Origin of the sequence: Tepidibacter formicigenes DSM 15518 (genome assembly GCF_900142235.1) — a bacterium.
GTDB lineage: Bacteria > Bacillota > Clostridia > Peptostreptococcales > Peptostreptococcaceae > Tepidibacter > Tepidibacter formicigenes.
Genome location: NZ_FRAE01000016.1, coordinates 26,451 through 49,585 on the forward strand (window position 1 = coordinate 26,451; position 23,135 = coordinate 49,585).

Here is a 23,135-nt window from a genome sequence, read left to right on the forward strand (position 1 = left end):
ACTCCTTAGAAATTAACAAGCTCTACATAATCTGAAGGATTTAAACTCGCTCCTCCAACTAAAGCACCATCTATATCCTCTTCATTCATTATTTCTTCTACATTAGCAGGTTTGACACTTCCACCATATTGTATTCTTACTTCTTCAGAAACTTCACTTCCAAATATATTTCCTACAACTTCTCTTATATAAGCTATAACATCATTTGCATCTTTACTACTAGCTGTTTTTCCAGTTCCTATAGCCCATATTGGCTCATAAGCAATTACTATATCTTTTACTCTTTCTTTATCAACATTTTCAAGAGCTTTTTCAACTTGAACCTTTACTACATCTTTTGTTTTTTGAGTTTCTCTTTCTTCAAGAGTTTCTCCTACACAAACTATAGGTTTTATATCATACTCTAAGGCTTTTAATACTTTTTTGTTAACTGTTTCATCTGTTTCATTGAAGTATTGTCTTCTTTCAGAGTGTCCTATTACAACATAATCTACTTCAATTTCTTTAAGCATAAGAGGAGATATTTCTCCAGTAAATGCTCCTTTTTCTTCAAAATGCATATTTTGAGCTCCAACTTTAATATTAGTTCCTTTAGTAACTTCTTTTAAATCTTTAAGTAACGTAAACGGAGCACATATAACAGCTTCAACATCTGTATTAGCAATTTTATCTTTAACTTCATTTACAAATTCAACAGCTTCTTTTATAGTTTTGTGCATTTTCCAGTTTCCAGCAATGATTGGAGTTCTCATTCTCTCACACCCTTTCAATTATTTGTCATTTAAAGCAACGATTCCTGGAAGTTCTTTTCCTTCTAAGAACTCAAGTGATGCTCCACCACCAGTTGAAATGTGAGTCATTTTATCTCCAAATCCTAATTGATTTACAGCTGCAGCACTATCTCCTCCACCTATAACTGTTGTAGCATCAGATTCTGCCATTGCTTTAGCAACCTCTATAGTTCCTTTTGCAAAATTTTCAAATTCAAACACTCCCATAGGTCCGTTCCATACTACAGTTTTTGCTTCTTTTACAGCATCTGCATATATTTTTGCAGTTTTAGGTCCAATATCAAGTCCCATAAATCCATCTTTAATATTTTCATCTTCTGTAACAACAGGAGTAGTATCTTTATCAAATTTTTCTCCAGTTACATGATCAACTGGAAGTAACAATTTTACTCCTTTAGCTTTTGCTTTTTCTATCATTTCTTTAGAATATTCCATTTTATCTTCTTCAAGTAAAGATGTTCCAATTTCATATCCTTGAGCTTTTAAGAATGTATAAGCCATTCCACCACCGATTATTAACGTATCTACTTTTTCAAGCAAATTGTTTATAACATTTATTTTATCTGAAACTTTTGCTCCACCTAGTATTGCTACAAATGGTCTTGCAGGAGTTTCAACAGCTTCACCTAAGAATTTTAATTCTTTTTGAATTAAATATCCACAAACACTAGTCTCTACAAAATTTGTAACTCCAACAGTTGAACAGTGAGCTCTGTGAGCTGTACCAAAAGCATCATTTACAAAAATTTCAGCAAGAGAAGCTAATTCTTTTGAGAAACTTTCTTCATTTTTAGTTTCTTCTTTTCTATATCTTGTATTTTGAAGAAGTATAACATCTCCATCTTTCATATTTTCAACTGCAGATTTTGCATTTTCTCCAACAACATTATCATCCGCTACAAATACAACTTCCTTATTTAGCATTTCAGAAAGTCTTTTAGCAACTGGAGCAAGTGAAAGTTCTGGTTTTGGTTCCCCTTTTGGCTTTCCAAGATGAGAACATAATATAACCTTTGCTCCTTTTTCCATTAAATACTTTATCGTAGGAAGAGCACCTACTAATCTATTTTCATCAGTTATAACACCATCTTTTAATGGAACGTTAAAGTCACATCTAACTAATACTCTTTTACCAGTTACCTCTATATCTTCTATAGTTTTTTTGTTTAACATTGACATAATATCCAGCTCCTTCCCAGTAAAAGTATATCACATTTGCAATAAAAGCGTTATACTTTTTTATATGATTTTTATTTCCTCGTTCATTATAAAAAAGGTCCGGTCCCGTAGCATAATCACTACAAAACCCGGACCATTTTTAGTTTACTTCAATTTTAATAAATTATTTTGAAATATTTACAAAATATTGTAAAGTTCTTATTAATTGAGCTGTGTATGACATTTCATTATCGTACCAAGAAGCAACTTTTACTAATTGCTCACCATTTACTTCCATAACTTTAGTTTGAGTAGCATCAAATAATGATCCATATTCTATTCCTATTATGTCAGAAGATACTAATGGCTCTTCATTATATCCATATGATTCATTAGCAGCTTCTTTCATAGCAGCATTTATTTCTTCAGCAGTAGTTTGTTTTTCTAATGTACATACAAGTTCTGTTAAAGAACCAGTTATAACTGGAACTCTTTGAGCTCCTCCGTCTAATTTACCTTTAAGTTCTGGTATAACTAATCCTATAGCTTTAGCAGCTCCAGTTGATCCTGGAACTATATTAGATGCAGCAGCTCTTGCACGACGAAGATCTCCTTTTCTGTGAGGTGCATCTAATGTGTTTTGATCATTTGTATAAGCATGTATAGTAGTCATAAATCCTTTTGTTAAACCAAACTTATCATTTAATACTTTAACCATTGGCGCTAAACAGTTAGTTGTACAAGAAGCTCCTGATATAACTGTTTCTGTTCCATCTAATATTTCATGATTCACGTTGAATACAACAGTTTTTAAGTCTCCTTTTGCAGGTGCTGATATAACAACTTTCTTAGCTCCAGCTTTTATATGAGCTTCTGCTTTTTCTTTATCTGTAAAGAATCCTGTACACTCAAGTACTACATCTACCCCAAGTTCTTTCCATGGTAAGTTTTCTGGATTTGGATCAGCAGTTACTTTTATTTCTTTCCCATTTACAAGGAAAGCTCCTTCTTTAACTTCTATTTCTCCGTTGAAACGTCCTTGAGCTGAATCATATTTGAATAAGTGAGCTAAAGTTTTAGCATCTGTTAAGTCGTTTATTGCAACAACCTCAAATTCTGGCTTTTCAAGCATTAATCTTAATGCTAATCTACCAATTCTTCCAAAACCATTAATAGCAACTTTAATCATTTTTCATTCCTCCTAATTAAATTTATTTATTTAAATTTTATAATTAAATTAACTCAAGTATCTTGTTAGCAGCTCCTTCGTCTGTAATTAAAATCAAATCTTTTTTTATTTTTGATATAGCAAGTATTGCTTCTGCCTTTCTACTACCTCCAACTATTCCTATGGTATTTTGTATAGATTTAAAATTTTCTAACTTTATACCTATAGTAATAGTTTCATGTACTATTTCTCCATTTCTATTAAAATAGTATCCAAAAGCTTCTCCTACAGCGCCTTTTGATAATATATAGTCGAATTCATCTTTAGGCATTTTTCTTCTTCTAGCCATATCATCTGCTCTTCCTATTCCAAATATTAAAACATTGACATTTTCTATATGTTTTAATGTTTTACTTATCTCAGGCTCTAAAATTAAACTTTCTAGAGTTTCCTTTGTTATATTATCTGGAACATGTAAAAGCTTATAATTTCCACCTAGTTTTTTACTAACAACTGCTGCTATATTATTTGATTGTATTTCAACTTCTTTTCCAAGACCACCTCTTGCAGGAACTACCAATACATTTTCATACTTTTTGCTTTCTTGTAGACAATCAGCAAACTCATGCATAGTATTCCCACCAGTTACTCCTATTATAGAGTTATTTTTTATTATTTTAGTAATATATTTACAAGTAGTCTTCCCTATATCTTTTATCACTAAACTATCTTCATCAGCATTACCTGGCACTATTATTACTTTTTTTATTCCTAATTTTTCCCTTAAACTTTCTTCTAAATAAGATATTCCCATCATTTCATCTATAAATTCTTTTAAATCATCTAATAAACATATTCCACTTTCACTTATGTTCATCCCTGAAGTATGTACATTTATAAGGTCTTGATTTTTTAAAAATTCTACTTCAGACCTTACAATTCTTTCACTTAATTCAAGCTTACTAGAAAGAGCTCTTCTTCCTATTGGCTCATTTAAAGATATTTGCTTTAATATTAAATATCTTCTTTCCATTACCTCTAGTACTTCTGGAATTATCTTCTTTTGAATTTGTATTAGTTTTTTCATAATTCATTGCCCCTTAGGGACACTTGTAATCCCTATGCTTATTTTTTGTCCCTATAAAACCATTTTTCAGGTGGGACTCAAATTATCCCTTATTAATATTTTAGTCCCACCTCTTGATTTAATTTTATACTACTATTATATATTTTTCAATATTTTTTTGTAATATTATTAGATTTTTTATTTTAATAAAAGTCTTTCCTCTTTGAAGATGACGATATTCCTAATTCATCTCTGTATTTAGCAACGGTTCTTCTTGATATATTTATATCCTTTTCTTTTAATAAAGAACATATTCTTGAATCACTATATGGCTTTTTCTTATCTTCAGAGTTTATTATTTCCTTTATTATATTTTTTATACTTGTTGAAGCTATATCTTCACCATCTTTTAATCCACTGCTAAAGAAATATTTAAGTTCAAACAAACCATAAGGTGTTAACATATATTTCCCATTTATGCCTCTGCTAACTGTAGATTCATGGATATCTAAACTTTCAGCTATATCCTTAAGGATTAATGGTTTTAAATATTTATTTCCATTTTCAAAAAAATCTATTTGATGTTTTAATATTTCTTTTGAAATCTTTAATATTGTATTTTTTCTATTTTGTATATTTCTAATTAAATTAATAGCAGAATTTAACTTTTCTTTTATATATTCCTTAGCTTCATCATCTTTTTTACAATTTTTTAAAACTTCTTCATAAAATTTATTTATTTTTATCCCAGGTATATTTGTATCATTTAAATATACTTCATATTTATCTCCTACCTTCTCTACTATAACATCAGGTACAATATAATTATTTTTAAAAGATGAGTATTTTCTTCCGGGTTTTGGTTCAAGTTTTTTTATTATATCTACTATTTTAATACATTCTTCTAATTTTATTTTATATTTTTTACAAATATCTTTATATTTTTTATTAGCAAGTAGTTTCAAATCTTCTTTTATTATATTTTCTAAGAAATTATTGTTTATCTCTTTTTCCCTTATTTGAATTAAAAGACACTCTTCAAGATTTCTAGCACCCACTCCACAAGGATCTAAACTTTGAACTATTTTTAAATTTTTTAATATGGTTTCATTACTTACTCCAAACTGTTTTGATACTTCACAAATATCTAATCTAAAATATCCATCCTCGTCTAAGCAATCTATTATATATTCTACTATCTCTTTATTTTTTTTATCTATTTTATAATAATTTACTTGTTCTTTTAAATATTCATATATAGATATGTTATATTTAATCATATTCTCTATGTTATAATCTTCGTCTTGATATTGTATATATTCTCTATCTTTATTTCTTTTATTCTTTAGATACTCAATATATTTTTCCCAATCTAATTCTTCTTTTTTTTCAACTTCAATAACAGGATTTTCTTCATTTTCTTTAGTTATAACTTCCTCTAGTTCATATATATTCATATTTAATATATCTAAAGATTGCTTTAGCTGTTTTGTTAATATTAATTTTTGAGATTGATTTAGTTCTAAACCAAAATTCATCTTCATTAGGAATCCACCCTTTACAATAAAAATATACTTATACTATCAATTATATCAAAAAAATTAATTAAATTTGTTTTATCTAATATATTGCTTTATGCAGTTTATGCTTTTATTCCCAAAATATATTTTTTGTTTTTATTATTATAATTCTAATTTCCAACAGTCATAATTATTTTTGTTTAATTTAATTTTAACTATATATTCCTTTTAATACAAAGTTTTTAATATGTTTTAAAAAATATATCTCTATATTTTTCACATACTAATTAAAAGTTCATATTTTTAATCTTAATTTAATTAGGAGGTATTCAAATGAAAAATAAATTAAAAGGTTTAATATTAAGTTTATCAGCTTTATTTTTTATGGCTGGAATAAACATTTCTTATGCTGATACAGTTCATACAGTAATACGAGGAGACAGTATGTGGAAAATTGCAGTAAAATATCAAATTGGGTTATCTGAAATAATAAGCGCAAATCCCCACATAAAAAATCCAGCCCTTATATATCCAGGAGATAAAATAACAATACCTCAAATAAACGATGTAAAAACACTAGAACAAGAAGTAATGAGACTTGTAAATATTGAAAGATCTAAACAAGGACTGCCAGCCCTTTCTCATAACTGGGAATTGTCAAGAGTTGCTAGATATAAATCTCAAGATATGATTAATAAGAATTATTTTGCTCATACATCTCCAACTTATGGAAGCCCATTTGATATGATGAGAAATTTTGGAATTAGATTTTCATCTGCTGGTGAAAATATAGCTTATGGTCAAAGAACTGCTCAAGAAGTTATGAATGCTTGGATGAATTCACCTGGTCATAGAAAAAATATATTGTCACCTAATTATACACAAATAGGTGTAGGTCTTGCTATAAAAAGCAATGGCACTAAATATTGGACTCAAATGTTTATTCGTCCATAAGAGCAAAAGCCCCATATTATAATTAATATGGGACTTTTTGTATGTAAGATACTTTTTTATAAAAGATTATCCAATCCTTGTTTTAGATCATCTATTATATCTTCTACATTTTCAAGACCTATAGAAATTCTTACAAGTCCATCACTTATTCCAGCTTCTAGTCTTTCTTCCCTTGTATATGGAGAATGTGTCATCGAAGCAGGATGCTGTATTAATGTCTCACAATCTCCTAAACTTACTGCTAATGTACATAAGTTTAAATTATTAAGAAGCTTTATTCCTCCTTCAACTCCACCTTGAACCTCAAAAGCAATCATTGCCCCTGGCATTTTCATTTGCTTTTTAGCAATCTTATATTGTGGATGACTTTCAAGTCCTGGATAATATACAGTTTCTACAGCTTCATGTTCTTCTAAAAATTTTGCAACTTTTATAGCATTTTCACAATGTCTTTGCATTCTAACTTCTAGTGTTTTCATTCCTCTTATTACTAGATATGCATCAAATGGGCTAAGAACTGCTCCCGTCATATCCTTTACTCCAAATAATCTAACATTAGTTATAAATTCTTCACTTCCCACTACAAATCCAGCAATAACATCGCCATGGCCATTTAAATACTTAGTAGCAGAGTGAACTACTACATCTGCTCCAAGTTCTATTGGTCTTTGAATATAAGGAGTACAAAACGTATTATCAACTACTAATATACACCCTTCTTTCTCATGTGTAATGTTTGCTATTTTTTCAATATCTACAACTTTTAATGTTGGATTAGCTGGAGTTTCTATATAAACTACCTTAGTATTTTCTTTCATTGCTTCTTTTATATTTTCAGGATTTGAACAATCTACAAATGAAACATCTATTCCAAACCTTGTAAGTCCATGATTTAAAAAAGCAAATGTGCATCCATATAGTGTTTCATCTGCTATAACATGATCTCCTGCTTTCAAAGCTGTCCAAAAAGTAGATGATATAGCTCCTATACCAGAAGCTGTAGCCATACAAGATTGTGCCCCTTCTAAAGCAGCTATTTTTTCTTCTAATTGAGTCAAAGTTGGATTTCCAAGTCTTGTATAAATATAACCTGGCTCTTCTAGAGCAAATCTTCTACCTCCCTGCTCAGCACTATCAAAAACAAAAGTAGAAGTTTGATATATTGGTGTAGTTAAAGCACCTGAAACAGGGTCTTTTTTATGTCCTGCATGTATAGTTTTTGTACCAAACCCAATATTTTTTAAATTTTCATTTCCCATTAATATTCCCCCTTAATAATTTTATTTGAATCCTAGTTTATATTATATCTTTTTTTCAAAAAATTTAAAAGAATCTTTCATATCCTTTGCAAAGGATATGAAAGATTCTTTTAATTATATTTCTTCTATCAGTTTCTTTAGATCATCTTCATTAAATTCATATTTTTTATTACAAAAGTGGCACATAAGTTCAGCTTTTTTATCCTCTTCTAAAATTTCCATTAAATCCTTTTTCCCAACACTTATTAGTGCTTTTTCTAATCTTTCTTTATTACAATCACATTCAAAGTCCACATTATATTTATCTAATATTTCATAATCAAGATTGTTCAATACTATATCCAAAATATCTTCAGGTTTTTTACCTTCATCTATTAGTTTTGATATTGGAGGAATATTGGATAGATTTTTCTCTAAAATAGATATACTCTCCTCACTAGCATCAGGTAAAAGTTGAATTATAAATCCACCAGCAGCTTTAATTGAATAATCCGTATCAACTAAAACTCCTAATGCAACTGCAGATGGTTGTTGTTCTGAATATGCAAAATATGCGGTAAGGTCTTCTGCTATTTCTCCGTTAACTAAAGGATAAGAACCTCCATATGGTTTTTTTAGCCCTAAGTCTTTTATAATAGTTATACTTCCATCTTTACCAACTGCTCCTCCAACATCTAGTTTCCCTTCATATTTTAAAGGAATATCTACATCAGGATTTGATACATAACCTTTTACCATACCTTTTGAATCAGAAACTACAACTATATTTCCAATAGGACCATTTCCATTTATCTTAGCTGTAAGCTTATCACCTTTATTTTTCATCATAAGCCCCATTATAGATGAAGCTGTAAGAGTTCTTCCAAGGGCAGCACTTGCCACGGGAGTTGTATTATGTAATTTTCTAGCTTTTTCTACCATATCTGTTGTAAAAGCAGCAAAAGCTCTGATACTATGATTTCCAGCACTTGCTCTTATTACATAATTATTCATTTTAAACTTCCTCCTTCTAATTATAAATCAAAAAAACCCTGATATTTATCAGGGAAAAAGTATACCATCAAGATAATACTAAGTCAATTAAAAACATTACTTTTTACAAACAAAAAATACTCTTTCGCTTTCTTCATCAGCTTGTAAAAAAGTAAAATCTTTATATACTTTAATATTATTAAAACCAGTATGCTTTAAAATATCTAATATCTCTTCATTATTATAAGCTCTTTGATAATGAGTTTCTTCAAATTTTTCAAAATATTTTCCATTTCTAATGAAAAATGCCAAATCCATTTCTACTATATTTTCTTCTTCATCAAAATAGTTTTGCCAAATATAGGCTATATCTTCTCTATTTTCTCCAAAAGTATTGTTAGAGAGTATATTAGACATTTTAAAATATGAACTTATATCAAATATAAAAATTCCTTCTTCTTTTAATAATTTATAAACATTTTCAAATATATTTTTAAGTTCTTCTTCTTCTAGAATATAATTAAATCCATCACAAGCACAAAGAACACAATCTAAATCATAAATTTCAAAATCTAACTCCCTCATATCTTGATTTAAAAATACAACATCAATTTCTTCTTCTAAACATTTTTGTTTTGCTACATCAAGCATTTCTTCAGATATATCTATTCCTACAATATCATATCCTTTTTGTGCTAAAGGTATAGTTAAATTTCCTGTTCCACAGGCAAGCTCCAATATATTTTTTACAATAACATTTTCTCTTTTTATTATATTTTCTATGTAATTTATCCACATACCATAATCTACATTATCCATTAATTTGTCATATATAAATGCAAAGCTTTCATACTGCATACTTTCTTCTCCTACTTTTTCTTTTTATTTTTTTTTCTAGCAGTTAACAATCCTCCTATTCTTCCAGCTTCCTTTGCTGTTAACCCTGCCCAACCAAGCTCATCAATTTTTTCCATAAGTCCTAGTTCATTAGCTATTTCATATTTCATTATATCATTTTCTGTAACTATTTTCTTCTTTTTATTTTTATTTTCTTTCATATTATTACCTCCTTTTTTTCTTATTTTTATCAGGTTTTAAAAAAATATACCTCGACATTTTCATTATTTTTTCTACAAAAATTTTTTTATTATTGATTTTTTTTCACTATAATGATAGAATATTCATTGTCGCAAAATAATATTATTTTCCCACTCCCCCTTTAGTATAAAAAAAGAGACCTTTTTAAAGGTCTCTTTTTTTATACAATACCAAAAGCATTGTGTCTAACTAATAATTTTTCGAAATCTTTCGACGGAACTGGTTTGCTAAATAAATATCCTTGAGATTCATTACACTCTTCATCTCTTAAGAAACTAAGTTGTTCTTTAGTTTCTACTCCTTCTGCAATTACATTAAGCTTTAGATTTTTGGCAAGCATTATTATTGCCTTTATTATGGATTCGTTATCACTATTAATTCCTATATCTCTAACAAAAGAATAATCTATCTTAAGTGCATCAATCTTAAAATTCTTTAAATATGCTAAAGAAGAAAAACCTGTTCCAAAATCATCTATTGAAACTTTAACACCCATATCTTTAAATTTTCTAAGGGTTCTTGCAGTAAAGTCTACGTTCTTAATAGCAATACTTTCAGTTATTTCTATTTCTAACCACTTAGACTCTAGACCTGTTTCATTTAATATTTGTCCTACTTTTTCAACAAAACCTTCCTGTTGAAATTGACAAGCTGAAATATTTACAGCTACACGCATCGGTTCATATCCCATATTCTGCCATACCTTATTTTGTTTACAAGCAGATCTTAGCGTCCATTCTCCAATAGGTATAATAAGTCCCGTTTCTTCAGCTATAGGAATAAATTTTCCAGGAGAAACCAATCCAAGTTCTGGATTAATCCATCTAATAAGAGCTTCCATACCTATTATTTGTCCAGTATTTAAATCTACTTGAGGCTGATAATATAATTCAAGTTCTTTTCTTTCTAGAGCATTATATAGTTTATTTTCTAATATTAAATTCTCAAAAGTTGTAAAATTCATATCTGATGTGTAAAATTGATAGGTGTTTTTTCCATTTTGTTTTGCACGATACATTGCTATATCTGCATTTTTCAAAAGAACATCAGAGGTTTTTCCATTTTGAGGAAAAATAGAAATTCCAATACTACTAGTAATTCTAAATTCTTCTCCATTTAATATACATGGCTTTTTAGTAGACTTTATAATTTTATCAGCTATATATTTAACTTCTTTCTCATTATTAATTTTAGGTAATAATACGGTAAATTCATCACCACCAAGTCTAGATACTATATCCTTTTGTCCAATACAATTTAGTAGTCTTTGAGAAAATTCTTTTAACAATTGATCTCCTATGCTATGTCCTAGCGTATCATTAATACGCTTAAATCCATCTAAATCTATAAACATTACTGCTAATTTATTTTTATATCGTCTAGCCTTATTTAATTCAACATTAAGACTATCCTGAAGCATAATTCTATTAGGAAGTCCCGTTAAATTATCTTTATATACTAACTGCTTTAATCTTTTGTTTTCATATTGAAGCTGTCTAAAGTTTTCATTTAATACAGCATTCATCTGCTTTAAATTATTAATAAAAGAATTCAACTCTATGATTATACTATTTGGCCATCGAACTGACCTTTGATAAAAAATTTTTTTAGGCAGATTTAAAGCAATATTAGACAATCTATAAATAGGATTTACTATAATTCTTGATAAAACATTAGAAAATAAAAAAGATAGTAAAATAATAATTAAAATTATACCCATATTTTTAAATAGATCATAACTATTATTATATCCACTTACTATACTAATAGTTAAGGCAGAAAAAACCATACAGCCCACAATTAAATTAAAAGCCATTTCTTCAAAATAAAATTTATTTTTATTCTTTTTTAATACTAATTTCCTAATAGATGAATAGGTAATTATGATATTTACAATTATTGAATTAGCGATTCCATTAATACAAAATTTAAGCATAGTTGAAAGCGACAATATTTTATTAAAATCCAAAATATTACATATTATATATGTATATGGCATACCTATACACAGCCAATAAAAAGTATCTAATAAAACTATATTCTCTTTTCTGCATTTTAAAAGCAACCCTACAACTAATACTTCAAATATATATATATTAATAAAATAAAAATTATTAAAAGATATAAAAATATAACTATTGATAATTATGCAGGCAATAATTCCACTTGTTATTCCATATAATTGAACTGTAGTTAATGTGGCAATACTTCCAAGTATAAAATTCACATTTGGTAATAATGGGATTTTGAAAAAATTAACTATAAACCCTGCTACAATAAATAAAAATAAAATTCTATACTTTCTTATATTATGCATTACATCCTCCTGTCATTTTAATATAAATCTACTAAAACAATATTATATTTTCTATAAAACATTACAAAAACCCTTTTATATAATTTTTTTTATGCAAAAATAAAAAAAAACAACCAAAATATGCATTTCAGTTGCCTTTTATTATATATATCTTCATATTTTTACAAATATATACATATAAATAAATATACATATAACTATTGGAATATAAGAAAATATATTATCTTTTTCTATACTTTCTATAGTTAAATTATTATTTCTTTTTATCATTTTAAATAAATATTTAACCATAAAAAATGAAACTATAGCCAATACTCCATAAAAAATTATTTGAAATAAAATTATATTTAATGGAATTTCAGATGAAATATTGCTTCCATTTTTATTTAAAACAAAATATCCTAAAGTTGTAGCAATAGAGTTATTTATAGCATGTCCTACAATAGAAGGATATATTGAATTCGTAATAATTGTCATATATCCAAATACAATTCCAAGTATAAACGGTCCCATGAAATTATATATGTTAAAATGAAAAAGAGCAAATAAAAAAGCTGTATATAATATACTTTTTTTCATCCCTTTATCTTGATTCATCCTAAGAAAAAAACCTCTAAATAAAGTTTCTTCACATATACCTGGAGTTATTCCCATTAAAAATAAAAACCATACATATTGAATATCACTATTTGCAAACGGAACTTGAGGAACATTATTATGTCCAAAAAAGTTTAATATGGATATTATTATTAAATTTCCAAATACCGCTATAGGATAAGTAAATAATGTTATAAAAATAGCTAAAATTATATTTTTAAAACTTGTTTTGTTAAATCTTAAAAATTCTTTAAGTTTTTCTTTTTTAAATGCAAATGAAAATATTAAAGCTGGTAAAAAAATTATCATATACTCTGTTATTATAAGCCCTGTATCAATATCTTTTTTTTGAAAATAAACACCAACAGTTAAAAATAATACTGCAAGTAATAAATATATACTATTAGATGCTGTACTTTTTTTCATATTATTCTTTTAACGCCCCTTTATATTTTAATAATTTAATATAAACATTTATTCCATTTAATAAAATATCTTCATTAAAATTAAAGTTTATATTATGAAGTCCGTTTATAAATCCCTTTTTTTCATTCCTAGATCCAAGCATAAAAAAAAGTCCTGGCACATACTTTTGGTAATAAGAAAAATCTTCAGATATCATAAGAGGTTCTAATACTTTTATATATTCTTCATCTACTGCATTTTTAAACTCTTCAAATAATTTTATATCATTATTTACAGCTGGATAATCATCTTTTATATTAATGTTTATTTTGCAGTTAAAGGCTTTTTCAAACCCATTAGCTATATCATATATTCTTTCTTTTAATTTATCATAAACATCCTGCTTAAATGCTCTAATTGTTCCTTCAAGATTAACACTTTCAGCTATTATATTTCTTCTACTTCCTCCCTCTATTTTCCCAATAGTCAAAACCCCTTCATCTAATGGTCTTATATTCCTAGATACTATACTTTGAATAGAATTTATAAAATTCGAAGCTATAACAATAGAATCTATAGCATTTTGAGGCATTGCGCCATGGCCACTTTTACCTATTATTTCTATATCTATTTCTCCTGTTTGTGCTAAAAAATAAGAAGGTCTTATACCAACAAATCCTTCATTAATTTCAGGATAAATATGAAGTCCATATATTTCATTGACATTATATTTTTCCAAAACCCCCTCTTTTATAAGAGGTAACGCTCCTCCAGGAGATTCTTCTGCAGGTTGAAATATAAAAACTATATTATCATTTAAATATTCTTTATGACTATTTAAATACTCTATAAATCCTAGTAATATGCTCATATGTCCATCATGTCCACACAAGTGCATAACTTTGCCATCTACATTTAACCCATCCATATCAGCTCTAAATGCTATATTTTTGTCACCTTTTCTACCTTTAATTTTTCCTACTACTGCTGTTTCTAAAAAAGTTTCATATTCTATTCCCAAATAGTCTAAATAATCCTTTATATATTTAGATGTTTTATGCTCTTTCATACCAAGTTCTGCTATTTTATTCAAACACTTTCTATGATTAGCTACAATTTCTTTTAACCTTAAAATCTCTTTTTCTAAAATCAAAATTATCACCTCTTTAAAATAATTATCACAATAATATATTGTATTGAATATATTTATAGGGAGTGATACTATATATTAAAGTCTTCTTTTTGCAAAATAGCAATGATTTAAATTATTTATTATAAAACATATATTATCATATATTTATAATAAAGGGGGTATAAAAATGAAAAAAGCAAATATTGCAATAGTTGGAGCTACTGGAATGGTAGGAAGAACATTTTTAAAAGTTCTAGAAGAAAGAGATTTTCCTATAGAAAATCTTTATTTACTTGCATCAAAAAAATCTGCCGGAAATACTATAAGTTTTAAGGGTAAAGATTACATAATAGAAGAATTAAATGAAAATTCTTTTGATAAAGATATAGATATTGCTCTATTTTCTGCGGGAGGAGATATTAGTAAAAAATATGCTCCAATAGCTAAAGAAAAAGGAGTAATTGTAGTTGATAATAGTAGCGCTTGGAGAATGGATAAAGATGTTCCACTAGTAGTTCCCGAAGTTAATCCAGAATATGTAAAAAAACACAATGGGATAATATCAAATCCTAACTGTTCAACTATTCAAGCAGTAGTTCCTCTAAAAGCACTGCATGATAAATTTAAAATCAAAAGAATAGTTTATTCAACATATCAAGCTGTTTCTGGGTCTGGTGTTAGAGGAATAAAAGATCTTGAAGAAGGTGTAAAAGGAAACGAGAACAAATTATATCCACACCCTATAGCTTATAACTGTTTACCTCATATAGATGTCTTTATGGATAATGGTTATACAAAAGAAGAAATGAAAATGATAGATGAAACTAAAAAAATATTAAACGATTATGACCTTAAAATAACTGCTACAACAGTAAGAGTTCCAGTATTATACGGTCACAGTGAATCTGTAAATGTAGAATTTGAAAAAGAATTTGAACTTGAAGAAATATTTACTACTTTAAAAAATACTCAAGGGGTAGTTGTTATTGACAATCCAAAAGAAAATGAGTATCCTCTAGCAGTAAATATCGAAGGAAAAGATGAAGTGTATATTGGAAGAATTAGAAGAGATTTTAGTGTTAACAATGGAATTAACATGTGGGTAGTTGCTGATAACATAAGAAAAGGTGCTGCAACTAATACAGTTCAAATAGCTGAACTTTTATTAAAATATAATTTAGTGTAGAAAGGGTGAATTTCATGCTATTTAAAGGTTCTGGTGTTGCTTTAGTTACTCCATTTAAAGATGGTAAAGTAAATTTTACTAAACTAGAAGAGCTTGTAGAATATCATATTAAAGAAGGAACTGATGCTTTAATTGTATGTGGTACTACAGGAGAAGCATCTACAATGACTGATGAAGAACAACTTCAAACCATAAAATTTGTAGTTGAAAAAACAAATAAAAGAATTCCTGTAATAGCAGGAACAGGATCAAATAATACAGCTCATTCAATACATTTAAGTAAAAAAGCAGAAGAATATGGAGTTGATGGACTTTTAATTATAACTCCATATTATAACAAAGCTACTCAAAAAGGACTTATAGCTCATTTTAAAGCCATTGCAAGTTCTGTAAATATACCTATTATAGTTTATAATGTCCCTGGCAGAACTGGTGTAAATATTAGTCCTAGTACACTTGCTGAAATTGCTAAAATAAAAAATATAGTAGCAATAAAAGAGGCTAGTGGAAATATAGCTCAAGTTGCTGAAATGGCAAGAGTTTGCCCTAAAGATTTTGCAATATACTCAGGAAATGACGATATGATTTTACCACTTTTATCTTTAGGTGGGGCTGGAGTAATTTCAGTAGTTGCAAATATATGTCCTAAGGATACCCATGATTTAGTAGCTAAATATTTTGAAGGAGATATAAAAGCTTCTAGAAAGTTACAACTTGATATGAAACCTTTAATAGATGCTTTATTTATAGAAGTAAATCCTATTCCTATTAAAACTGCTATGAATTTATTAGGATTTGATATGGGAGAGTTTAGACTTCCACTTGTTGAAATGAGCCCTAATAATTTAGAAGTTCTAAAAAAAGAATTAATTAATTACGGATTTAAATTAAACTAAAATTAAATTTTAAGTAGTATAAATCATTTTATAATTAGGAGGATTTTATGATTAAAATTATAGTTAATGGTTCTCTTGGTAAAATGGGAAAAGTTTTAACTAACTCTATATTTGAAGATGCAAACTTTGAGCTTATAGCAGGTGTATCTAAATATGAAACTGAAAATACTAACTATAAACTATACTCAAATATATTAGATGTAAAGGAAAAAGCAGATGTTGTTATTGATTTTTCAAACCCTGAAAGTTTAAAAGATTTATTGACTTACTCTAAGAAAACAAAAACTCCTTTAGTAATTGCTACAACTGGATATAATGATGATGAACTTGATATGATAAAAGAAGCTTCTAAAGAAGTTCCTATTTTTCATAGCTCTAATATGTCACTTGGTGTAAATCTACTATTAAAATTAGTAGAAGTTTCTGCTAAGGCTTTAACTAATTTTGATATAGAAATAGTCGAAAAACATCATAATAGAAAAGTAGATGCTCCTAGTGGTACAGCTTTAATGCTTGCTAATGAAATACAAAAAGTTTTAAATAATACCGAGTTTAATTATGGAAGATATGGAAAAGATGCAAAAAGAAAAGAAAAAGAAATAGGAATACATGCAGTAAGAGGTGGAACTATAGTAGGTGATCACTCTGTAATATTTGCTGGAAAAGATGAAATAGTAGAACTTAATCATATAGCTTTATCAAAAGAAATATTTGCACAAGGTTCACTAAAAGCTGCTAAATTTATTGTGAATAAAGAAAATGGATATTATAATATGAAAGATGTAGTAACTTTATAGAGATATCAATTCCTTATAATAGAAAAAAAGTGGTCATTTGACCACTTTTTATCTATCTTCATTTGTTACATTAAATACATATGGAATATTTCTGTAATAATCTCCATAATTTAATCCATATCCAACTACAAATTTATCTTCTATTGTGAACCCAACATAATCTGGAACTAAATCTACTTTTCTTCTATTTGGTTTATCAAGTAATACGCAGCATTTAATACTAGAAGGATTTTTAGTTTTTAAATGTTCCATTACATGACTCATTGTAAGTGCTGAATCTGTTATGTCATCTACAACTAAAACATCATATCCTGATATATCATCTGCAATGTCAGAAAGAAGGTTTACTTTTCCAGAACTTTCTTCTCCATGGCCATAACTAGACGTGGTCATAAATCCTATTTTTACAGGAATATCTATCTTTCTAACAAGATCAGCTGTAAATATAAAACTTCCCTTTAAAAGAGATATTACAAATAATTTCTTATCCTTATAATCATTAGATATTTGCTGACCTAGTTCAGTAACTCTTTTTTTGATGTCTTCTTCAGAGCACAGTGTTTCCCATACTTTTTTTTCTATATCCATGTATAATACCTCCTACAGTATTTTAAGCCTATTTTAATTAAAAAGTAGATTTTTGTCAACTCACTTTAGTTTTTATTCATATTATCCATAACTTTTATTATAACCTCATCTGTTATTGTCATTCCATCACTACTAACTTTACCTAAATTTTTTATACTTTCTTCTACTTTATTTCCTACTATTCCATTTAACGGAGGAACTATACAGTTATATTTTGCTATTATTGCACTTTGAACTGCTGCCGAAGCTGCTGAAGCAAGTTTTAGAGCACATCCAGCTTTTGCTCCATCACATATCATTCCACTTAAATTAGCAATCATATTTTCAATTGCTCCTTCAATTTGACTGTAATCCCCTCCCATAAGCCAAGTTACTGCTGCAGACGCTCCTGTAGATGCTGCTACACCACATCCACATACAGCCGAAAGTCTTCCTGTATAATTTTTTATATATGCTGTAACTCCATGGCTTATAGCAAGTGCTTTTGCTAATTTTTCTTCACTTTGAGGATATTTTGAGTTATATGCAGCTATCGGAAGTATAGCTGTAAGACCATGATTTCCGCTTCCATTGGAGGTCATAACAGGCATATTAACTCCACTCATTCTAGCATCTGAAGCTGCTGCTGTAATCATCATAGCTTTATTCATTAAATCATCAGAAAGCATACCATCTTCTATAGATTTTTTAATACCGTATCCTACTCCTATTCCTATTTTATTATCTAGGGCAACCTTTGCAATTTTCTCATTCATTTCTATTCCTTCAAGTAAAAACTCTAAGTCATTTAAATCCATTTTTTCTATTTCTTCAATTAATTCTTTTATTGTAATACCCGCTATTGGACTATCAACATGAATATACTCTATATCTAGACTTATCTCCCCATTTAAAAGTACTTTATCGTTTTCCTCAAGGTGAACAAAATTATCATGTTTAGTCATTATAATAGCCTTTGATGTATTTTTAATTCCTTTTAAATTAACTTCAATATATACTTTTTCATTTGTATTTATAGGTGATATTTTAACTATATTTTTATCCATATATTCTTCAGATAATTTTACTTCTTCTTCTCCTAAACTTTCTAATACTCTAAGTCCTAACTCAGATTTACCTCCTAAAAGCCCCATAGATGCTGCTATTTTAAGTCCTAGCCTTGTAGTTCCTGGTATGCCTACACACATACCATTTTTGTATACATTCGGACTTACAAATATATTGCAGTCTACTATTTCATCATTTAAAAGTTCTTTTGCTTTGGCACATGCTAAAGCTACAGCAACTGGTTCTGTACATCCAAGAGCTGGCTTTACTTCTGATTTTAACATATCTATAATTACTTGTTTCATTGTAAATCCCTCCAATTATATTTTTTATTATTATTCTTAATAGCATAAACTGTGCCAAAATTTAAAAATTAGTTTTTCCAATAACTTCATCTCTTCATCCTTATTTAATAATCACGTTTCGTCTCAAAAATATAAAAAAAAGTCTCAATCTGAGATTGCCTTCTCATTTTGAGACTAATTAATTTTATATTCTTTTAGTTTTCTATATAAAGTAGCCCTTGAAATTCCTAAGGCATCTGCAGCTTTTTCTTTATCTTTTTTGTATTCTTTAAATTTATCTAAAGCTTTAATTATTTCTTTTTTTTCTAGTTCCTTAATAGGTGTAATTTCTTCTTCTTTATTAAAAAACATTTTTTTACTTTCATCTTTTAGTTTTTGAGGTAAATCCTCATATTTTATAATGTTAGAACTTGCCATATTTATGCTGTATTCTATTACATTTTGAAGTTGCCTTACATTTCCTGGCCATGAATGGTGAAGTATTCTTTTCATAGCTTCATCATCTATCCCATAAATTACTTTGTTTAATTTGTTAGAATAATCATCTATAATACTTTCTATTAATAAAGAAATATCTTCTCTTCGTTCTCTTAAAGGTGGTATATTTATAGGTATTACATTAAGTCTATAATATAGATCTTCTCTGAATTCTCCCTTTTCAACCATACTTTCTAGGTTTTTATTAGTAGCAGCTATTATTCTTACATCTACTGATATATTTGCTTTTCCTCCTATTTTTTCTACTTCTCTTTCTTGTAAAACTCTTAACAGCTTTCCTTGAAGATGAAGACTCATATCTCCAATTTCGTCTAAGAATATTGTTCCTTTATTAGCAAGCTCAAACTTTCCAAGTTTTCCTCCTTTCTTAGCTCCTGTAAAAGCACCTTCCTCATATCCAAACAATTCACTCTCTAGTAAATTATCTGGAATAGCAGCACAATTTATAGCTATAAAAGGACCTTCATGCCTATTACTATTATTGTGTATAGCTCTTGCAAATAATTCCTTCCCAGTTCCACTTTCTCCAATAATTAATACTGTAGATGATGATTTAGATGCAATTTGTGCTTCTTTTTTCACTTTTTTCATCAGTTGACTATTTCCAATTATATTATTAAATTTTATATTATAATCAGCCCCTGTTATTTCATTAAATTCTTTAATAGCAGAATAATTATCTATAAAATCAAATACATACCCTTTCACTTCAGTATCTATAATTATTGGATTTATATTATAAATGCCTCTTAAAGTATGACCTTCTTTTTTATATACAAAGCTAGTGCTTTTATATCTTTCTTTTATACCTTTTATATCTTCCATTTTTATAAAAGAGAATAAATTGAATATATTATCTTTTTCAAAACTATCTTTCAAATTAAATATTTTTTTTAACTTATCATTATACTTATCTATGTTTCCATGTATATCTGTAGAAACAACAGCCTTATCCATATTATTTAAAAGCATTTCAAGTCTTTTAGCTTCTAATTTAAGCTCGTAAGATTTATTTTCCGCTTCTATTTTACTTGATATAAAATCTGCCATTTTAGCTAAAAAATCCATAAGCTCCTTTTTGTTTTTCATTATATTATCTCTTTGCTCTTTAGAAAAAGCTATAAGTCCTATAACTCCATATATCTTATCATATAGTCTTATGGGACAGCATACTTCTGCAAATTCTTTACAGTCTTTTTTACCCTTGCACATCTGACATATTTTATCAAACCTAGGATTCTCAATTATAAAACTTTTACCTGTATCTAAAGAATTTCTAAAAGCAGAATACAAACTTACTTTCTCTCCTATTTTATTTCTATATTTACCTGTACCTGCAATCCTAGTTAAATCTTTATCTACTATTGTGACATCTACATTCAATACAGAAGATATTACTTCTGCTATATTTTTTATATCCTTTTTTATTACTTCTAAACTTATCATTTTACAACCTGTCTTTCATTTTTAATTGTATTAATATATTTTTAATATCTTTTAATAATACTATTACTTTATTTATAGAGTACTGTATAGACATAAGTATAATAATAAGCATTATCCAAACTACAACATTATAGTGTATTTTCATTTAAATTCCTCCTTTTCCTTAGAAAAAAAGACTAGGATTACCTAGTCTTTAATCTATTTTAATTCCTATATAAATATATCTTTCTTTATCAATTTCTTTAAAACTTCCACGGAACCCATTTTTATCAAATATATCTAATACTTCTTCTGGGTGGTAAAATTTGCTATTATATCCTCTGATCTTATTCTGAAATACTTTAAACTTGGTTATTAAATTTTTCGGGTTTTTATCTTCTATTATCACATTTCCCTTATATTTCAAAACTCTATAAACTTCTTTTAAGACTTTTTCCTCATTTTCAAAGCAATTAAAGTAATTTAAAAATATCACTTTGTCAAAATATTTATCTTTAAAGGGCATATACTGAACCGACCCTTTTATTATATTACAATTTTCATTATTTAATATAGCAGAAGTAGTGCAGTATTTTTCATTTTCTAATATAATGACATCTACACCTAATTTTTTTAAGTATTTCCCATAGTTAGAAATATCCCCTAAAAGTAAAACTTTCTCTCCAATAGAGCAGTTTATAGTATCTAAAAAATTGTGTATATTATTTTCTTTTTTACTAGGAGAAATACTGCCTTTTATGTAATATGATCTCTCTAAACATATTCTTTCCAAGAGAATTCACCTTCTGTCTTTTCTTTAGTTATTACTTATCTATTATAATAAATATGATTCCATTATTCAATAGAAATAGTTTGCATTAATTGATTAAATATAGCATTAACAATGTTAACGTTTTATTTTGAATTATTTTCAGATAGCTTTTTCATCTTTGAAATAGATACTTCATAAGCAACCTTCTTATCCACTTCACCATTATCTAATTTTTTTTCATATTCTCTACTTTGTATTCTTCCCCATATTTGAACTCTATCTCCTACTTTGAGATTTTTACAAAACTTAGCATTTCTTCCCCATGCTATCGAAGGTATATAGTCAGATTTATTATAAGATCTATTTACTGCTAAAAGTAAATCAGTTATTTCTCTTCCTAGTGGAGTTTTTCTATAAATAGGCTTTTTGCATATATATCCATCCAGAAATATATTGTTTGGATCCTTTTTTTCTTCTTCAAACTCTAATATTTCTCTTACAAATACAGTTAATATCAATTTATTTCTTCCATTTATTGATTTATTATATGATCTTAATTGTCCTAAAATACTTATCTTTTTCCCTATATCTAATTTAAAATCCCCAAGTAACCTCTCTGATATTGTAATAGGAAGTATATCTTCTGATTCACTTAATCTCTTTATTTTTATTTTAGCAGTATAAAACTTTTCTCCAAAGATTTCATGACTAACCTCTAAACCTCCTACAACTTCTCCTAACAGATTTACAACATTTGTATCTTCTTTTATATTAATCATCTCTACTCCCTCCATGTTCTTATGTATTATCTATATAAATATATTAAAAGATAAGTATTTTTATTCAAAATTTTTTCTAACATTTTCATCGTAAGAACAAAATATCACTTCGTGATACTCTCAGATGAGTAGCAGAGCTACTCATCTGTATTTTTTGAAACTAATTCACCATTACATTTTGGACATATAAGTATAGGCATTTTTACTTCAAAATTCTCAATATCACAACCAGAAGCAAAAAAGTCATCTTCAATAAATTCATCAATAATAAACCTAGGTACATCTTCTTCAAATCTACACTCCAAACATTGATATCTGTAAGTCTTCTCGTCTGTTTCTATCCCAAAGGGATACGCTTCCTCGTCCTCTCCCATATCTAGGAAGTTCTCTTTCTCTAAATCTTTC

The 23,135-nt window shown here is 27.7% G+C and carries 23 protein-coding genes; 4 read left to right on the top strand and 19 right to left on the bottom strand.

Going from position 1 to position 23,135, the window contains the following annotated elements:
- Positions 1 to 5 precede the first annotated feature (5 nt).
- From tpiA to rpoN, 5 genes are all read right to left on the bottom strand, one after another.
- Positions 6 to 752: a triose-phosphate isomerase gene (gene tpiA, locus BUA77_RS04685; protein ID WP_072887819.1), complete on the bottom strand. Its 747-nt coding sequence runs from the start codon at positions 750 to 752 to the stop codon at positions 6 to 8.
- Between the two features lie 18 nt (positions 753 to 770).
- A complete protein-coding gene (locus BUA77_RS04690) occupies positions 771 to 1,970 on the bottom strand; it encodes a phosphoglycerate kinase (RefSeq protein ID WP_200773921.1) in 1,200 nt (399 codons plus the stop codon).
- A 163-nt stretch (positions 1,971 to 2,133) separates the two neighbouring features.
- Complete coding sequence (gene gap, locus BUA77_RS04695) at positions 2,134 to 3,138, bottom strand: type I glyceraldehyde-3-phosphate dehydrogenase (protein ID WP_072887821.1); 1,005 nt, start codon at positions 3,136 to 3,138, stop codon at positions 2,134 to 2,136.
- Positions 3,139 to 3,181: 43 nt separating this feature from the next.
- On the bottom strand, positions 3,182 to 4,204 hold the full coding sequence (locus BUA77_RS04700) for a sugar-binding transcriptional regulator (protein ID WP_072887823.1): 1,023 nt from the start codon (positions 4,202 to 4,204) through the stop codon (positions 3,182 to 3,184).
- A 182-nt stretch (positions 4,205 to 4,386) separates the two neighbouring features.
- Positions 4,387 to 5,727, bottom strand: coding sequence for an RNA polymerase factor sigma-54 (gene rpoN / locus BUA77_RS04705; protein WP_072887825.1), 1,341 nt, complete (start codon positions 5,725 to 5,727; stop codon positions 4,387 to 4,389).
- 309 nt (positions 5,728 to 6,036) lie between these two features.
- On the opposite strand from rpoN, the gene safA reads away from it, so the two are divergent.
- Entirely contained in the window at positions 6,037 to 6,657 is a 621-nt protein-coding gene (gene safA / locus BUA77_RS04710; RefSeq protein WP_072887827.1) for a SafA/ExsA family spore coat assembly protein, read from the top strand.
- Positions 6,658 to 6,713: 56 nt separating this feature from the next.
- Here safA and megL read toward each other — a convergent pair whose 3' ends face one another.
- From megL to BUA77_RS04745, 7 genes are all read right to left on the bottom strand, one after another.
- Positions 6,714 to 7,916: a methionine gamma-lyase gene (gene megL / locus BUA77_RS04715; protein WP_072887829.1), complete on the bottom strand. Its 1,203-nt coding sequence runs from the start codon at positions 7,914 to 7,916 to the stop codon at positions 6,714 to 6,716.
- A gap of 114 nt (positions 7,917 to 8,030) precedes the next feature.
- Complete coding sequence (gene hslO / locus BUA77_RS04720) at positions 8,031 to 8,909, bottom strand: Hsp33 family molecular chaperone HslO (RefSeq protein ID WP_072887831.1); 879 nt, start codon at positions 8,907 to 8,909, stop codon at positions 8,031 to 8,033.
- Between the two features lie 96 nt (positions 8,910 to 9,005).
- Positions 9,006 to 9,746, bottom strand: coding sequence for a class I SAM-dependent DNA methyltransferase (locus BUA77_RS04725; protein ID WP_072887834.1), 741 nt, complete (start codon positions 9,744 to 9,746; stop codon positions 9,006 to 9,008).
- Positions 9,747 to 9,757: 11 nt separating this feature from the next.
- Positions 9,758 to 9,946 carry a small, acid-soluble spore protein, alpha/beta type gene (locus tag BUA77_RS04730; protein WP_072887836.1) on the bottom strand — a complete coding sequence of 63 codons (189 nt, stop codon included), beginning with the start codon at positions 9,944 to 9,946 and terminating at the stop codon, positions 9,758 to 9,760.
- A 200-nt stretch (positions 9,947 to 10,146) separates the two neighbouring features.
- On the bottom strand, positions 10,147 to 12,303 hold the full coding sequence (locus tag BUA77_RS04735) for a putative bifunctional diguanylate cyclase/phosphodiesterase (RefSeq protein ID WP_072887838.1): 2,157 nt from the start codon (positions 12,301 to 12,303) through the stop codon (positions 10,147 to 10,149).
- A 153-nt stretch (positions 12,304 to 12,456) separates the two neighbouring features.
- Positions 12,457 to 13,326, bottom strand: coding sequence for a type II CAAX endopeptidase family protein (locus BUA77_RS04740; protein ID WP_072887840.1), 870 nt, complete (start codon positions 13,324 to 13,326; stop codon positions 12,457 to 12,459).
- Position 13,327: 1 nt separating this feature from the next.
- A complete protein-coding gene (locus BUA77_RS04745; protein WP_072887842.1) occupies positions 13,328 to 14,458 on the bottom strand; it encodes an amidohydrolase in 1,131 nt (376 codons plus the stop codon).
- A 166-nt stretch (positions 14,459 to 14,624) separates the two neighbouring features.
- On the opposite strand from BUA77_RS04745, the gene BUA77_RS04750 reads away from it, so the two are divergent.
- The 3 genes from BUA77_RS04750 to dapB are packed head-to-tail and all read left to right on the top strand — an operon-like array spanning position 14,625 to position 17,316.
- Positions 14,625 to 15,623: an aspartate-semialdehyde dehydrogenase gene (locus tag BUA77_RS04750; RefSeq protein ID WP_072887844.1), complete on the top strand. Its 999-nt coding sequence runs from the start codon at positions 14,625 to 14,627 to the stop codon at positions 15,621 to 15,623.
- 14 nt (positions 15,624 to 15,637) lie between these two features.
- Entirely contained in the window at positions 15,638 to 16,519 is an 882-nt protein-coding gene (gene dapA / locus BUA77_RS04755) for a 4-hydroxy-tetrahydrodipicolinate synthase (protein ID WP_072887846.1), read from the top strand.
- 47 nt (positions 16,520 to 16,566) lie between these two features.
- Positions 16,567 to 17,316: a 4-hydroxy-tetrahydrodipicolinate reductase gene (gene dapB / locus BUA77_RS04760; RefSeq protein ID WP_072887848.1), complete on the top strand. Its 750-nt coding sequence runs from the start codon at positions 16,567 to 16,569 to the stop codon at positions 17,314 to 17,316.
- Positions 17,317 to 17,364: 48 nt separating this feature from the next.
- Here dapB and hpt read toward each other — a convergent pair whose 3' ends face one another.
- The 7 genes from hpt to BUA77_RS13745 all read right to left on the bottom strand — a co-directional run.
- Positions 17,365 to 17,904, bottom strand: a complete 540-nt coding sequence (gene hpt, locus BUA77_RS04765) for a hypoxanthine phosphoribosyltransferase (RefSeq protein ID WP_072887850.1) — start codon at positions 17,902 to 17,904, stop codon at positions 17,365 to 17,367.
- A 65-nt stretch (positions 17,905 to 17,969) separates the two neighbouring features.
- Complete coding sequence (locus BUA77_RS04770; RefSeq protein ID WP_072887852.1) at positions 17,970 to 19,256, bottom strand: L-cysteine desulfidase family protein; 1,287 nt, start codon at positions 19,254 to 19,256, stop codon at positions 17,970 to 17,972.
- A gap of 174 nt (positions 19,257 to 19,430) precedes the next feature.
- Positions 19,431 to 21,200: a sigma-54 interaction domain-containing protein gene (locus tag BUA77_RS04775; protein WP_072887855.1), complete on the bottom strand. Its 1,770-nt coding sequence runs from the start codon at positions 21,198 to 21,200 to the stop codon at positions 19,431 to 19,433.
- 1 nt (position 21,201) lies between these two features.
- Positions 21,202 to 21,345 (bottom strand): hypothetical protein, encoded by a 144-nt coding sequence (locus BUA77_RS13740; protein ID WP_159428949.1) that lies wholly within the window; start codon positions 21,343 to 21,345, stop codon positions 21,202 to 21,204.
- A gap of 48 nt (positions 21,346 to 21,393) precedes the next feature.
- Positions 21,394 to 21,972: a methyltransferase domain-containing protein gene (locus tag BUA77_RS04780; protein ID WP_159428950.1), complete on the bottom strand. Its 579-nt coding sequence runs from the start codon at positions 21,970 to 21,972 to the stop codon at positions 21,394 to 21,396.
- A gap of 122 nt (positions 21,973 to 22,094) precedes the next feature.
- Positions 22,095 to 22,730, bottom strand: coding sequence for a single-stranded DNA-binding protein (locus tag BUA77_RS04785; protein ID WP_072887857.1), 636 nt, complete (start codon positions 22,728 to 22,730; stop codon positions 22,095 to 22,097).
- Positions 22,731 to 22,867: 137 nt separating this feature from the next.
- Positions 22,868 to 23,135, bottom strand: a 268-nt coding sequence (locus BUA77_RS13745) for a hypothetical protein (RefSeq protein WP_072887859.1), incomplete at its 5' end; no start/stop codon positions are given.